Consider the following 15,862-nt stretch of genomic DNA (forward strand, 5'->3'; position numbering starts at 1 on the left):
AGGGGGTAAAATATGGGGAAAACTAAAGATAACAGAGTAACAGTAAGGATTTATGGAGAGGATCATGTTTTAAAGGGTAACTCATCCCCCGAACATATGATTCAAATGGCTAACTTCGTTGACAGACAGATGGCTTCCATTAAAGAGAAAAATCCAAGGTTAAGTTCCACAAAGGTGGCAATTATGGCATGTTTAATGTTAGCTGATCAGCATCATAAATTAAAAGAGGAATGTAACCAACTTTACAATATGCTAGTGGAATACGAAGAGGAGAGAGGGGCTAAGAAGTAAATGCTAGACTTAATTATAGTTATACTGATAGTTTTTTGTGTTGTCACTGGCAAGAATAAAGGATTTGTGAGGGTGGCACTTGAGTTATTTAGCTTTATAATTGCGTACATGATAGCTGCAAGATTTGGGCCGTATATTGGAGATTTCCTCGACTCTATCTTCAATATTTCTGAAAAGGTGCAAGATAGCTTGAATATACCATTTATAGATATAACAAATGAAATCAGCCAGCTGGTAAATGTTATAGGTTACTTAGTTATCTTTATGGTATCTAGATTTGCCTTAGGGATATTAGTTGCCCAAACATCCCTTCTAAACCATTTACCACTCTTAGGATCAGCAAATAAAGTAGCAGGTGCTTTAGCAGGGTTTGTCAAGGGATATTTGTTCGCCCTCTTAATTGTTTGGCTTTTGTCATTTGTAGCAGTGGAGTGGGCACAAAACCTAATTAACGGTTCATTTTTAGCTCCAGCTCTTTTAAACTCCTTTCCAGGTCTTTATGAAAAACTAAACATTATGCTTTCCCGATAGGGCGATGTAATAACAAAGAAAGCGCCAATTTTTGGCGCTTTTAAAAATGCCTTATAAGTAAATTGTGTTTTGTAATTATTCAAAGGACTGCTGTAACTAATGCTTTCAAACATTAAAACTTCTGTATAATTTACTAATTCCTCCACAAATTAAACTAAAAGGTATTTTAGGAGGAATAGGATTGGATAATAGAGAAGTAGCCTGGACCCTTTTAGAAATAGGTAAGATGGTTGAGCTTAGAGGAGATAGCAAGTTCGCTGGGCAAAGCTACAAAAGAGCAGCTCGACTAATTGAAAGATCTGAGCCCATAAAAAAGCTTATTGATGAAAATAAACTTAGGAACCTTGAAGGAATTGGTGACCGTATAGCGCAAAACATAATGGATATGGTTAAGTTAGGGCATAGTCCAAAACTTGAAAAATTACGGGAGCAGGTGCCTTGTGGTTTACGGGAAATGATAGACATACCAAACTTAACTTCCCAGAAAGTACACCTATTGTACAAGGAACTCAATATAGACACCATAGACAAATTAGAAAAAGCCATAGCCAGTAAAAGACTACTGAGTGTAAAGGGCTTTGGCCTATCAACAATTGGTGATATAAAAAGTGGGATTGAACAGTATAAGCAAAGGGGGAGGACTTTCCTTTTAGGACTAGCTTTACCCCTAGCTTATAGTTATTTAAAAGAAATTCGTGAAATGGATTGTGTGAAAAATGCTGAGGTAGTCGGGGAAATTCGTAGGATGAAAGAAACCGTAAGTTCAGTGGAAATCATTGTACTTACTGATGATACCCAAAAATTTCTAACGACTTTGAAGAAAAATAATATAGAAATAGATTCTAATAAAGAGAAGAGAACCTTAGAATTTGAAGGTAACTATAATATACCTGTGAAAATTTACCTATCCCCTGAAGAGAAATACGGAATAGAAAAAATAATATATACTGGAAGTGAAAAACACGTACAAGATTTAGAGGCCCTTGGCTTACTAAAACAACGAAGTGATAATGAAGGGCAAGTATATGATAGCATAGGACTAAAATATATTCCTCCGTTTTTAAGGGAGGGAGACAGGGAAATAGAGTTAGCTCGAGATGATAGACTACCTAATTTAATATCAGTTAAAGACATTGTGGGAGACCTTCATCTACATAGCCATTATAGCGACGGATTAAATTCAATTGAAGAACTAGTAAAAGCAGCTAAAAGGATGGGTTATCAATATATAGCAATAACAGATCACTCCCAGTCATTAAAAATTGCAAAAGGACTTACTAAAGAGCGAATTCTAGAACAATGGAGAGAAATAGATAGAATCCAAGGAAAGTACCATATAAAAATATTAAAGGGTATAGAAGTAGATATATTGGCAGATGGATCTTTAGACTTTCAAGATGATTTTCTAGAACAGTTCGATATAGTTGTGGCATCAGTCCATAGTCATTTTAAGCAACATCAAAATGAAATGACAGCTAGGATAATGAAAGCTGTGGCAAATCCCAATGTGGATATAATAGGACACGCCACAGGTAGGCTCATTCAAAAACGTATGCCCTATGATGTAGACATCAAGAAGGTTTTAAACTATGCTAAGGATTATAAGATTGCTTTTGAAATAAACAGTTCGCCTGATAGATTAGATTTAAACAGTGAAAATATATTGTTAGCCAAAGAGTTAGGCCTAAAAATAGCCATAAATACAGATAGCCATAGTACTTTGGAATTCGCAAATATATTACTAGGTGTAGGTACAGGTCAAAGGGGCTATCTTGAAAAAAAAGATGTGCTTAATTGTTGGGAAAAAGAGGAGCTATTAGCTTATTTAAGGGGTTGAAAAAATGGAAGCTAGATATTTAAAAACATTAGAATTTATGAAAATAAAGGATATACTTGCCCTTGAAACACTTACTCCCATGGGTAAGAGCCTAAGTGAAGATTTACATCCATTTCAGGAGCAAAAAGAGTTACTAGATTCAATAAATGACACTTATGAAGGAGTAATCTCACTAAACTATGGGTCACCTCCCATGACAGAACTAGGTGATATAACAAATACAATTTCACGGGCTACAAAAGGCGGAATACTCACAGGTAAAGAACTTTATATAGTTCTTCGATCCATACAAGTATCTAAGGATTTAAAGGTATACTTTACTAAAATTAGAGATCTTACACCAAAGCTTTTTGCAATGCTAAAGGAAGTAGATGACTGTAAAGAGCTAAAAGAAAGTATCAATATAAGTGTCTCAGATGAAGGCCATATATTAGATACAGCCTCTGCAGAACTTAAATCAATAAGAAAACAAATATTTAGGGGCGAAAGCGATCTCAAAGATAAATTAGACAGTTTTATAAGAAGTCCTCAGAAACTAAAGTACCTACAAGAAGGGATAATAACACAAAGAAATGATAGATATTGTATCCCTGTGAAGGCTGAACATAAAGGTCAAGTGCCAGGTATTGCTCATGATTACTCTGCCAGTGGCGCTACTGTTTTTGTGGAGCCAAACTTCGCAGTGGAAATTGCTAACAAAGTTCAGGAATTCAAGAGCAAAGAAAAGCAAGAAGTTGAGCGGATACTTATAAATTTAACAAATTTACTTAGCTGCTTTAGTGAAGAACTTAAGTACATAAATGAAACAATTGGTAGAATGGACTTCATATTAGCAAAGGCTAAAATGGCTAGAAAACAAAGGGCAACACAGCCAAGAATTAATCAAGACGGTGTAATCACAATCAAAAAGGGTAGGCATCCTCTAATTCCAGACAAAGAAGTGGTTCCCATGTCCTTAGAGCTTGGGACAGATTTTAACACACTAGTTATAACAGGACCTAACACAGGAGGTAAGACTGTTACATTAAAAACCGTAGGACTCCTTACTTTAATGGCTTTATCAGGTCTATTTGTCCTAGGTGATGAAGGTTGCAGTTTCCCTATTCTAGAGGGTGTTTATGCTGATATAGGAGATGAGCAAAGTATTGAGCAATCCCTTAGTACCTTCTCATCACATATGACTAATATCGTAAACATAATCAATAAAGCACAGAAAAATTCCCTAGTGTTATTTGATGAACTTGGAGCAGGTACAGATCCTGTAGAAGGATCTGCACTGGCAACTGCCATTATGAATCTATTTAAAGAAAGAAAGGTTCTAACAGTTGCTACAACCCATTATAGCCAGCTAAAAAGCTACGCTTATGAAAATGAACTGGTGGAAAATGCATCCGTTGAGTTTGACCACCAAACCCTTAAACCCACATACAAGCTTTTAGTGGGTATTCCCGGAAAAAGTAATGCCTTTGAAATATCCCAAAGACTAGGCCTTGATACAGGACTTATCCAAAAGGCTAAGGAAATGATAAGCCAAGATACCATAAGAGTAGATGAAATGCTAAAAGACCTCGAAGAAAAGAGAATGCTATACGAGAAAAAACTCGAAGAACTAGAGCAAAACCAAAGGTTATTCAGCTTAGAAAGGCAAACCCTCGATAAAAAACAGGCAGAGGTTATTGGTAAAAAAGAAGAGATACTTCGCAAAGCTAAAGAAGAAAGCTATAAAATTATTCGCTTAGCTAAGCGCGAAGGGGAAGAATTGATTAAAGATATTCGAAAGATTCAAGAATCCGTTGGAAGTGGCAATATCCATAGAGATCTCCAAAAAGTACGGGATAAAATGAAAAATACCACTATGGAGGAAGAAGCTCCACAAAAAACAGGTAACCTTACAAATAAAGATATCACTGTGGGTATGGAAGTAAGACTTTTAGATATAAACCAAAAGGCCACGGTACTAGGTTTACCTGATGGAGATAGCAAGGTTTTATGTCAGGTGGGAATCATGAAAATAAAAACATCCCTTGAGAATTTAGAAAAAGTTCAAGGAACCAACAAAGTCACATACAATAGAGCAACTTTAAGAAATATTAAAAATGCAGATGATGAAGTAAAGAACAGTTTAGATATAAGAGGTCAAAATGTCGAGGATGCAATTTTGGAAATTGATAAATTTCTAGATAACTCCTTTGTCCTAGGATTTAAAGAAGTAACAATTGTGCATGGTAAAGGTACAGGTGCCCTGAGAACTGGAGTGAGAGAGTATTTAAGAAAACACCCCCATGTTAAATCCACACGTTTTGGAGGATTTAGTGAGGGTGGAGACGGTGCAAGTATAGTTACTCTTAAATAGGGGGGGAGGAATACATGAAATTTTTAATAACCGCTTTTGAGCCCTTTGGAAATGACAGCAAGAACCCCACAATGGATGTTATCAAAGGGCTTGAACTTCCAGATGTGGATACATTGGTGCTACCTGTGACCTTTAACTTTTTTCAAGATTTTACTGAGGCCATTGAAGATAAGAAATATGACTACATCCTCCACCTAGGGCAAGGGGGAGGAAGAAATAAGATAACCTTTGAAAAAGTAGCTTTAAATTACATGGATGCAAGGATAGCAGATAACAATGGTGATAAACCTGTAAACCAACCTATAGTAGCTGACGGCCCAGATGGATTATTTACAACTCTACCCATAAGGGAAATTGTAATAGCACTACAGCAAAAGGGTTATCCTGCAAGTATCTCATACACAGCAGGCACTTATGTATGTAACTACATTATGTACTCATCCCTTCATTACTTTAGGGATAAAAGTACAAAAGTAGGATTCGTTCATATACCTTATAGTCCAGAACAAATTGTTGATAAAGAACTCCCTAGTATGTCAATAGATCTGGTAAAGGAGATAATAAAGGAGACCATAAAAATTTTATCCCTAGGATCATTTCAAAGTGAACAAGTGAGTCTAGGAGAAACACATTAAAAAGGAGCCCAAGCGGGCTCCTTTTAGTCATTATCGTCGTTATCGTCATCATCGTTGTCATCATTATCGCCATTACCATTTCCATTGCCGTTACCATTACCATTACCGTTTCCAGGGTTAGGACCTTTGTAATCAATGGACTTGGTTGGTGATGCTTCTGCTCCTACAGCTTCGATTCTGTAGTAGTATGTGGTATTAGGCTGGACTGTTGTATCTACAAAAGCCCTTTTATTTGTGGTAGTTATTTCGCTAAAGCCACTGTTTTGACTTGTACTTCTTAAGATTTTATACTGTTTAGCATTGAGGGTTTCTCCCCAAGTGATTTCAACTCCAGTAGGTTTCTCTTCGAGTTTGAAGTCATTTATTTTTTGAACTGCTGATGGAAGAGTTACGGTTATTTGATTTGAAATTCCCGTTTCTGTACCATCACTTAAAACAGCGGTTACATAGTAAGTGTATTGATTATCCTTTTTAGCTTTATCATCTAAAAACTCTCTAGATGTAACAGGACGACCATTTAGTTGTTCCACATCTCCACCATCTATGCGATAAATATTGAATCCAGCCACACTACTAGAACCTTCCCAACGTAAGCGTATACCGTTACTTGCAAACTCATGGGTTAATTTAGAAGGAACTGTGCTACCACCGCCACCACCAGAATGCATGTTACATTCTTCAGTGGGAGCCATCATGTCAACGTCTTTAGGTTTTCTTCCTGCACCATCTCTCCATTGTGAAGTTGTGGTGAGATACTCCCTAGGTTTAAGCATAACTTTAGTTTCCCTTAAGTGAAGGGGTGTGTTTTCGGTAGCTAATAATCCTGTATCTTTACAAATAGTAACTTCCACAAAGGCATCACAAACTTCTTTTGGTTCATAACCCCTTATGAAGTAGTCTGTTCTTATATACTCAGAGGGAGTTAATGGAGAAGGAAGTTTACCAGACTTTGTACTTACAGCAACTTGGACAATGTTGCGTGGTTTTTGGAAATCAGAATTTGGGATATCTTGATGAACAAAGTTCATTATCTTACCCCACATAGGAGCAGTGTATTGAGCATGTTGAGTTACAGAACCATCATTTCTGTCGTAACCAACCCAAACTCCTAAGCTATAATGTGGCGTGTAACCAACAATCCATCCGTCATGGGCTGAATTAGATGTACCAGTTTTAGCAGCAGCGGTTTTAGTAAAGTGGTTTCTAATCCTAGAGCCAGTACCACTAGTTACAACATCCTTTAACATATCACTTATAAGGAAAGCTGTTTCTTCACTCATTACTACCTTTTGTTCGGGATTTGCGCTATAGATTACTTTTCCGTTTCTATCTTTTATTTCACTTATGAAATACGCTTCCGCTTGAACACCACCATTTGCAAAAGCACTAAATGCTGAAGTCATTTGCAAATTAGTAGCACCAATTCCACCTAGGGAATTTTGTTTATACACTTTGTCATCTGTATATTCTGTTAGTCCTAAGCTTCGCGCAAACTCCTGGGCATAACGGTCATTGGCAAGTGTTGCTGATTGAATAGCAGGTATATTTAAAGACCGCCTCATAGACTCTCTTATTGTTACAAGTCCATTAAAGCCTACACCCGGGTAATTTTCAGGCCAATAGTCTTTAAAAGCAATGGGAGTGTCATCGACAACGGAACCTGGAAAAATTACTCGCTTCTCTATTGCTGGAGCGTAAGAGAATATAGGTTTTATGGATGAACCTAAAGGTCTAAAACTTTCCACAGGCCTTAAAGATGCATTACTGGTAACATGAGCATTTCTTCCTGTCACTAAAGCTACAATTTCACCGGTCTTATTATCAATTAGTGTTGCACTACCCTGTGCTTGGAGACCGTCATTTCTAGTGGCAGGATAATGTGCTGAGTCATTCATAACTGTCTCAGCAGCTTGCTGGATGTTTGAGTCAATAGTAGTAGTTATTGTAAAACCATGGTTAGCAATTGCCATCCTAGCAGTTTCCGTATCATATCCATAGATATCAATCAGAATTCGCTCAGCGCTTTTAACAGCATAAGCATAAGGTCCATGAAACTTAATATTAGAGCTAGCTTGTTCTTGGTTATCAGACCTTAGAACAATTTCTTCAGACTTAGCATCTTCAAACTCTTGCTGAGATATATAACCAAACCTATACATTCTAGAAAGAACATGGTTTCTACGGGTTTTTGCAGCGTCTCTGTTAATACGTGGATCATAAGTATAAGGTAAGTTTGGAACACCGGCTAAAACAGCCATTTCCCCCAAGGTCAATTCATCTACTGTTTTACCAAAAATACCTCTAGCCCCTGCGCCTAGTCCATAATCTGGGTGTCTGTAGGCTATTGCATTATTTAAATAGAACTCAAAAATTTCGTCCTTAGTATAAGTTTTCTCGATTTGGAAGGCTAAATATAACTCTTTTATTTTCCTTTCAAGCTCCTTAGTACCATCAAGGAAAACTTGCTTCGCAAGCTGTTGCGTTAAAGTACTACCACCACTTACAGTGCTACCTTGTAAGTTGCTAAGAAAAGCTCTACCTAATCCCTTGATATCAAAACCAGGGTGTGAGTAAAAACTGTTGTCTTCTGTGGCTAAAAAAGCATTTAATAAATCTTGAGGTATTTCATCAAGATTTAGCCTAACCCTACGTTGATCATAGGCTTCACCTATCAAATCCCCGTTTTTATCAACCACCTTAGTAGGTAAAGAGGGACTCTCTAATAAGTCCCTATTCAATTCTGGGACATCCTGTAGAGATGCGGCCACCATACCAAGTGCCAAACCACCACCTAAAAAACCTACTAAAAGGCCTAGCAATAATAAGGACTTTAAAACAGTTTGCGTAACTTTCACCCATTTACTCTTTTCTTTCTTTATTGGTTTATTATTATTATTATTTTCCAATGGAAATATTCTCCCCTTCCCCAATAGGAATAATTTTTATTCAATTATTTAAGTAATTATAGCATAAATAATTAAAAAAGTTAACTAGGGTCAAGATGTCATATATAAAAATGTATAATTTTACTATTTTTTATGCAATATAAACGTAGTATAAATTTATTAAGCAAAGGAGCTGTAATTAAAATGAACAAAAAAGGATTTACATTATTTGTTATAACCCTGACAATAATGTTTATGCTGATGAGTTACTATAATTCCCAAAATGTTGAAGGATTAGTTCCTGCCATGCAAGGTGAAAGACATTTAATTGTGAATGGAGAGCAACACGGTATTAGTTATCAAATTTACAAGGGAAACACCCAAGATCACTTTGTTATCAGATTTTATAAGGAAAATGAAAGTATCGTCAATGCCAAAATCACAGACTTAAAGGTTAACTTAGAGATAGAAAATGGAAAACTTCTAAGTGTAGCCCCAGCAGGAAAAATAGAGGGTAATAAATCAGAGTACGTTTATTCATCAAGAAGAGGTCTAAACAGTCAATTAGAAGACAAGGGTATTTTCGTGATTTTCAAAATTGCTGGTGATGAAAACAGTAAGGGAGCACTTAAATTTTCAATAACTGAGTACACGCAGATATCTAAGACAACAGTAGAACTAAATAGCGACCCTATAAAATTCCCTGTAAAGTAAAGGATAAAAACCAAAGAAAAATGCTACTTACATCATCGGGACAGCCCACTAGGCTGTCTTTCTTATTTTGATTTGAGGGCAATACCTACATTGTTAAATAAATTTCTATCATTTTTTTCCCTTCTATATAATATATTTATTTTAAGTCAGGGGGGAAAGCTATGTTTAGAAAAAGAAGATTTTCCTTATTTAGAGGAGTTAGAATTAAAAAGTTTCGTTTAATAGGTTTCTTAATTATGATACTTTTTATATATTCATCAGTGAGAACATTTATTTTTATTGAAACAAATCTTAGACCTACCATTATTTCAATAGCAGAAGCCCGTGCAAAGGTAATTGCAACTGAAGCCATAAACAACGCCATAGACCTACACATAGCTAGAGAGAGTAGATACGAGCATTTAATTTTTGTTCAAAAAGATTATCAAGGTAACATAGCAATGGCTGAAGTTAATAACATGGAGATCGCTAGGATACAGACACTTACCATAATGAATGTACAAGATACTTTAAAAAGAATAAAATCAGAAAAAATAAGGATACCCTTAGGTCAGGCCCTGGGCAGTGAGATTCTAGCAAATTACGGACCTAAAATTCCAGTAACACTTGTACCAATAGGTACCGTACAAGCAGGAATCACTCAAAAATTTAACCCAGCAGGTATAAATATAGTGTCGCATGAAGTTGGTATAGATATAGAAGCAGAGGTACAGATAATTATACCCTTTGTTTCATCAGCAGTGACAGTTACTACATATACCCCCATTGTAACAGCTACATACTTTGGCAAAGTTCCTGATACTGTAATAAATCTACCACTAGGTCAAAATTTTGAAATACCGTCTGTCATAGAAGGGTTGGAGTAACAAAATTTTTAAGATAATAGCTTACTCCACAAATCTATATGTTTACTACTGGACAACTTTATTAAGATCCTACAATAAAGCTCTATTTATAATAGTATAAATACAATCAATATTCAGGTGTAATCTTTTATTACTAAGTTTTTTTAAAGACCACATTAAGTCCCAAAAAATAACATTGACCAAAGGGTTAAAATAATATATTATATTTCTAGTCGCTAATATAGCGGCTTTTAAATTTTTAAATTATATTTAACGAGAAAATGTTTTAAGAAAACAATCAAAAAAACTATTGACAAAGAGAAGTAAAAATGATAAGATAGATTTTGTCGCCAAGAGGTGATGAAACAAAAAAAAGTAGCACGAGCTACTGACGGTTCTTTGAAAATTGAACAGCACTATACCATAAGAAATACAACTTGGTAAACAAGTTAATTCGAATTTGAGTTTAAAGTGATTACTTGGGTGAACGAAGTTCACCTGAGGCCAGACGAAAGTCTGAAGTCAGTAATCAACGCATTAAGTTATTAGTATTTAGCTATCTGCTAACTGCGAATAACGAACTGCGAATGATATAACTTTTCAATTTAATGGAGAGTTTGATCCTGGCTCAGGACGAACGCTGGCGGCATGCCTCACACATGCAAGTCGAACGGAGTTTAGTAGAAAGCTTGCTTTTTACTAAACTTAGTGGCGGACGGGTGAGTAACACGTGGGCAACCTGCCCTACAGCTCGGGATACCATCGGGAAACTGATGTTAATACCGGATACGCTTCATGAATCGCATGGTTTATGGAGGAAAGATTTATCGCTGTAGGATGGGCCCGCGGTCCATTAGCTAGTTGGTAGGGTAACGGCCTACCAAGGCGACGATGGATAGCTGGTCTGAGAGGACGATCAGCCACACTGGGACTGAGACACGGCCCAGACTCCTACGGGAGGCAGCAGTGGGGAATATTGCGCAATGGGGGCAACCCTGACGCAGCAATGCCGCGTGAAGGATGAAGGCTTTCGAGTCGTAAACTTCTGTCTAGAGGGATGAATAATGACAGTACCTCTGGAGGAAGCCCCGGCTAACTACGTGCCAGCAGCCGCGGTAATACGTAGGGGGCAAGCGTTGTCCGGAATCACTGGGCGTAAAGCGCGCGTAGGTGGTCTAGTAAGTCAGATGTTAAAATGCGGGGCTCAACCCCGTAATGCATTTGAAACTGCTGGACTTGAGGACAGGAGAGGAAAGTGGAATTCCTAGTGTAGCGGTGAAATGCGTAGATATTAGGAGGAACACCAGTGGCGAAGGCGACTTTCTGGACTGTACCTGACACTGAGGTGCGAAAGCGTGGGGAGCAAACAGGATTAGATACCCTGGTAGTCCACGCCGTAAACGATGGGTACTAGGTGTAGGGGGTTTAGATACCCTCTGTGCCGCAGTTAACGCATTAAGTACCCCGCCTGGGGAGTACGATCGCAAGATTGAAACTCAAAGGAATTGACGGGGGCCCGCACAAGCAGCGGAGCATGTGGTTTAATTCGAAGCAACGCGAAGAACCTTACCAGGACTTGACATCCTCTGAAGCTATTAGAGATAATAGTGTCCCTTCGGGGCAGAGAGACAGGTGGTGCATGGTTGTCGTCAGCTCGTGTCGTGAGATGTTGGGTTAAGTCCCGCAACGAGCGCAACCCTTATCTTTAGTTGCCAGCAAGTAATGTTGGGCACTCTAGAGAGACTGCCGGTGATAAACCGGAGGAAGGTGGGGATGACGTCAAATCATCATGCCCCTTATGTCCTGGGCTACACACGTGCTACAATGGCCTGAACAACGGGAAGCGAAGGAGTGATCTGGAGCAAATCCCTTAAAACAGGTCTCAGTTCGGATTGTAGGCTGCAACTCGCCTACATGAAGTCGGAGTTGCTAGTAATCGCGGATCAGAATGTCGCGGTGAATGCGTTCCCGGGCCTTGTACACACCGCCCGTCACACCACGAAAGTTTACAACACCCGAAGCCGGTGGGCTAACCTTTTAGGAGGCAGCCGTCGAAGGTGGGGTAGATGATTGGGGTGAAGTCGTAACAAGGTAGCCGTATCGGAAGGTGCGGCTGGATCACCTCCTTTCTAAGGAGACACTGATATCACATTAAGCGATATCTACTTCTTATCGCTGCTAAAGCTATGCTTTAGTCAGCATCGTACTTCATTTTTATCAAGAATGTTCACCTTGTAAAAATGGATACGTACCTTAATTTACAAAACAAAATCACAACTCAAATATGGTATATGCTGTCCAATTTTGAAAGAACTAGTTTCTTTCAAAAATGTGGGGGTGTAGCTCAGCTGGGAGAGCACCTGCCTTGCACGCAGGGGGTCAGCGGTTCGATCCCGCTCATCTCCACCACTTTATTTTCTAAAATTTCGTTTTAGAAAATAAATACAGAAAAAGGACCCAGAGCCTTTTTGCAAAGACGGTTCACCTTTGCAAAGCTTTTGACCTTAAAACAATTAAATTAACTAGGGCCTATAGCTCAGCCGGTTAGAGCGCACGCCTGATAAGCGTGAGGTCGGTGGTTCGAGTCCACCTAGGCCCACCACTAATTTGCTTTAAAAATGCTTATGCATTTTTAAATATATGATCTTTGAAAACTACACACGAAATTCAATAAGCAAAGGTTAGTTAACTGTAACAAGTTAACGAAAAACAAAGAGTGTTCTTAGAGCAATAAACGATCAAATGCGTAAGCATTTATTTGGTCAAGTTACTAAGGGCGCACGGCGGATGCCTTGGCGCTAGGAGCCGAAGAAGGACGTAGCGAACTACGAAAAGCCACGGTAAGCTGTAAGCAAGCCTTGACCCGTGGATCTCCGAATGGGGCAACCCACTATGGTTAATACCATAGTATCACTACCTGAATACATAGGGTAGTAGAAGGCAACCGGGGGAACTGAAACATCTAAGTACCCCGAGGAAGAGAAAGAATAATCGATTCCCTAAGTAGTGGCGAGCGAAATGGGAAGAGCCTAAACACATGTGATGTAAGACTGCAATCGTTGTTACATGTGGGTTGAGGGAGCAATTGTGGTATCTTGCAGGATATCAAGGTAGTTACAAAAGTTAATTTTAGACGAACTGTTTGGAAAGACAGGCCGTAGAAGGTGAAAGCCCTGTAGTTGAAAAGATTAACCCTACCTAATTGCCACCCGAGTACAGCGGGACACGTGAAACCCCGTTGGAATCTAGGAGGACCACCTCCAAAGGCTAAATACTACCTAGCGACCGATAGTGAAGCAGTACCGTGAGGGAAAGGTGAAAAGAACCTCGGAAGAGGAGTGAAAAAGAACCTGAAACCGTGTGCCTACAAACAGTCAAAGCCCCATACGCGGGTGATGGCGTGCCTTTTGTAGAATGAACCAGCGAGTTACGTAGTCAAGCAAGGTTAAGTGGTAAAGCCACGGAGCCGAAGGGAAACCGAGTCTTAAAAGGGCGTGAAGTTTGGCTGCGTAGACCCGAAACCGGGTGACCTACCCATGGCCAGGGTGAAGTTTTGTTAACGCAAAATGGAGGCCCGAACCCACTAATGTTGAAAAATTAGGGGATGAGCTGTGGGTAGCGGAGAAATTCCAATCGAACTCGGAGATAGCTGGTTCTCCCCGAAATAGCTTTAGGGCTAGCCTCGGAATAAAATAGTGGAGGTAGAGCACTGATTGGGCTAGGGGCCTTACCAGGTTACCGAACTCAGTCAAACTCCGAATGCCACATATTTGTTTTCCGGGAGTCAGACTATGGGTGCTAAGGTCCATAGTCGAGAGGGAAACAGCCCAGACCATCTGCTAAGGTCCCAAAGTATAAGTTAAGTGGAAAAGGATGTGGGATTGCACAGACAACCAGGATGTTGGCTTAGAAGCAGCCACCATTTAAAGAGTGCGTAATAGCTCACTGGTCAAGTGATCCTGCGCCGAAAATGTAACGGGGCTCAAACTTATCACCGAAGCAATGGATGATGTAAATCATGGTAGGGGAGCGTTCTATTTGCGCAGAAGCTGTACCGTAAGGAGCAGTGGAGCGAATAGAAGTGAGAATGCTGGTATAAGTAACGAAAAAAGATGTGAGAATCATCTTCGCCGAAAACCTAAGGTTTCCTGAGGAAGGCTCGTCCTCTCAGGGTAAGCCGGGACCTAAGCCGAGGCCGAAAGGCGTAGGCGATGGACAACTGGTAGAGATTCCAGTGCCACCAAACTTCGTTTGAGAGATGGGGTGACGCAGGAAGGTAGGTTATCGCACTGTTGGTTATGTGCGTCCAAGCTTTTAGGGAGAGTAGATAGGCAAATCCGTCGACTCATAATCCTGAGGAGTGAAGGGGACCCGAATGAGGGGAACTAACTGATCCTACACTGCCAAGAAAAGCCTCTATCGAGAAGTAAGGTGCCCGTACCGCAAACCGACACAGGTAGGTAAGGAGAGAATCCTAAGGCGCTCGGGAGAACCTTCGTTAAGGAACTCGGCAAAATGACCCCGTAACTTCGGGAGAAGGGGTGCCTCATTATGGTGAGAGAATTTACTTCTTAAGCTAGAAGAGGCCGCAGTGAATAGGCCCAAGCGACTGTTTAGCAAAAACACAGGTCTCTGCTAAATCGAAAGATGAAGTATAGGGGCTGACGCCTGCCCGGTGCTGGAAGGTTAAGGGAAGAGGTTAGCGCAAGCGAAGCTTTGAACCGAAGCCCCAGTAAACGGCGGCCGTAACTATAACGGTCCTAAGGTAGCGAAATTCCTTGTCAGGTAAGTTCTGACCCGCACGAATGGCGTAACGACTTGGGCACTGTCTCAACGAAGGACCCGGTGAAATTGTAGTACCTGTGAAGATGCAGGTTACCCGCGACAAGACGGAAAGACCCCGTGGAGCTTTACTGTAGCCTGATATTGAGTTTTGGCATTTTATGTACAGGATAGGTGGGAGGCTGAGAAAGTAGCACGCCAGTGTTGCTGGAGCCACCCGTGGGATACCACCCTTAAAGTGCTGGAATTCTAACTGTGTACCGTTATCCGGTACTAGGACAGTGTCAGGTGGGCAGTTTGACTGGGGCGGTCGCCTCCTAAAGAGTAACGGAGGCGCCCAAAGGTTCCCTCAGAATGGTTGGAAATCATTCGAAGAGTGTAAAGGCAGAAGGGAGCTTGACTGCGAGACCTACAAGTCGAGCAGGGACGAAAGTCGGGCTTAGTGACCCGGCGGTACCGAGTGGAAGGGCCGTCGCTCAACGGATAAAAGCTACCCCGGGGATAACAGGCTTATCTCCCCCAAGAGTCCACATCGACGGGGAGGTTTGGCACCTCGATGTCGGCTCATCGCATCCTGGGGCTGAAGAAGGTCCCAAGGGTTGGGCTGTTCGCCCATTAAAGCGGTACGCGAGCTGGGTTCAGAACGTCGTGAGACAGTTCGGTCCCTATCTGTCGCGGGCGCAGGAAGTTTGAAAGGAGCTGTCCTTAGTACGAGAGGACCGGGATGGACGAACCTCTGGTGTACCAGTTGTCATGCCAATGGCAGTTCTGGGTAGCCAAGTTTGGTCGGGATAAGCGCTGAAAGCATCTAAGCGCGAAGCCCCCCTTAAGATAAGACTTCCCATTCCGTAAGGAAGTAAGACCCCAGAAAGACTATCTGGTTGATAGGCTAGGAGTGTAAGGGTAGTAATACCTTCAGCGGACTAGTACTAATCGGTCGAGGACTTGACCTAAAAAACCAATTGACAATTAACAATTGACAATTAACA

At 40.3% G+C, this 15,862-nt stretch carries 8 protein-coding genes, 2 tRNA genes and 2 rRNA genes; 11 read left to right on the forward strand and 1 reads right to left on the reverse strand.

Going from position 1 to position 15,862, the window contains the following annotated elements:
- Positions 1-12 precede the first annotated feature (12 nt).
- From HYG86_RS13450 to HYG86_RS13470, 5 genes are all read left to right on the forward strand, one after another.
- The gene (locus HYG86_RS13450) at positions 13-291 is read left to right on the forward strand and encodes a cell division protein ZapA (RefSeq protein ID WP_213166113.1); all 279 of its coding nucleotides are present in this window, start codon (positions 13-15) and stop codon (positions 289-291) included.
- Positions 292-822, forward strand: a complete 531-nt coding sequence (locus HYG86_RS13455; protein ID WP_213166114.1) for a CvpA family protein — start codon at positions 292-294, stop codon at positions 820-822. It abuts the gene before it with no gap.
- A 181-nt stretch (positions 823-1,003) separates the two neighbouring features.
- On the forward strand, positions 1,004-2,659 hold the full coding sequence (gene polX / locus HYG86_RS13460) for a DNA polymerase/3'-5' exonuclease PolX (RefSeq protein ID WP_213166115.1): 1,656 nt from the start codon (positions 1,004-1,006) through the stop codon (positions 2,657-2,659).
- A gap of 4 nt (positions 2,660-2,663) precedes the next feature.
- Positions 2,664-5,012: an endonuclease MutS2 gene (locus HYG86_RS13465; protein WP_213166116.1), complete on the forward strand. Its 2,349-nt coding sequence runs from the start codon at positions 2,664-2,666 to the stop codon at positions 5,010-5,012.
- Between the two features lie 14 nt (positions 5,013-5,026).
- Entirely contained in the window at positions 5,027-5,647 is a 621-nt protein-coding gene (locus tag HYG86_RS13470) for a pyroglutamyl-peptidase I (RefSeq protein WP_213166117.1), read from the forward strand.
- 23 nt (positions 5,648-5,670) lie between these two features.
- Here the strand turns inward: HYG86_RS13470 and HYG86_RS13475 are convergent, their stop codons facing one another.
- Positions 5,671-8,553: a transglycosylase domain-containing protein gene (locus tag HYG86_RS13475; RefSeq protein WP_213166118.1), complete on the reverse strand. Its 2,883-nt coding sequence runs from the start codon at positions 8,551-8,553 to the stop codon at positions 5,671-5,673.
- 183 nt (positions 8,554-8,736) lie between these two features.
- Here HYG86_RS13475 and HYG86_RS13480 point away from each other — a divergent pair, with 183 nt between their 5' ends.
- The 6 genes from HYG86_RS13480 (at position 8,737) to HYG86_RS13505 (ending at position 15,826) form a co-directional block, all read left to right on the forward strand.
- A complete protein-coding gene (locus HYG86_RS13480; protein WP_213166119.1) occupies positions 8,737-9,246 on the forward strand; it encodes a hypothetical protein in 510 nt (169 codons plus the stop codon).
- A gap of 161 nt (positions 9,247-9,407) precedes the next feature.
- Positions 9,408-10,112, forward strand: a complete 705-nt coding sequence (yunB, locus tag HYG86_RS13485) for a sporulation protein YunB (RefSeq protein WP_213166120.1) — start codon at positions 9,408-9,410, stop codon at positions 10,110-10,112.
- Positions 10,113-10,696: 584 nt separating this feature from the next.
- Positions 10,697-12,220: ribosomal RNA gene (locus tag HYG86_RS13490) — 16S ribosomal RNA — on the forward strand.
- Positions 12,221-12,424: 204 nt separating this feature from the next.
- Positions 12,425-12,500 (forward strand) — tRNA-Ala (locus HYG86_RS13495).
- A gap of 116 nt (positions 12,501-12,616) precedes the next feature.
- Positions 12,617-12,693 (forward strand) — tRNA-Ile (locus HYG86_RS13500).
- A gap of 158 nt (positions 12,694-12,851) precedes the next feature.
- A 23S ribosomal RNA gene (locus HYG86_RS13505) occupies positions 12,852-15,826 on the forward strand.
- Together the 16S and 23S rRNA genes with 2 tRNA genes alongside form the textbook arrangement of a ribosomal RNA operon.
- The last annotated feature ends 36 nt before the right edge of the window (positions 15,827-15,862 follow it).

This window comes from Alkalicella caledoniensis, assembly GCF_014467015.1.
Lineage (GTDB): Bacteria > Bacillota > Proteinivoracia > Proteinivoracales > Proteinivoracaceae > Alkalicella > Alkalicella caledoniensis.

What these genes read in the sequence shown, in the direction of transcription:
- HYG86_RS13480 (WP_213166119.1), top strand. Translation starts at nt 8,737, where the DNA reads ATGAACAAAAAAGGATTTACATTATTTGTTATAACCCTGACAATAATG.
- yunB (WP_213166120.1), top strand. Translation starts at nt 9,408, where the DNA reads ATGTTTAGAAAAAGAAGATTTTCCTTATTTAGAGGAGTTAGAATTAAA.
- HYG86_RS13470 (WP_213166117.1), top strand. Translation starts at nt 5,027, where the DNA reads ATGAAATTTTTAATAACCGCTTTTGAGCCCTTTGGAAATGACAGCAAG.
- HYG86_RS13450 (WP_213166113.1), top strand. Translation starts at nt 13, where the DNA reads ATGGGGAAAACTAAAGATAACAGAGTAACAGTAAGGATTTATGGAGAG.
- HYG86_RS13455 (WP_213166114.1), top strand. Translation starts at nt 292, where the DNA reads ATGCTAGACTTAATTATAGTTATACTGATAGTTTTTTGTGTTGTCACT.
- HYG86_RS13465 (WP_213166116.1), top strand. Translation starts at nt 2,664, where the DNA reads ATGGAAGCTAGATATTTAAAAACATTAGAATTTATGAAAATAAAGGAT.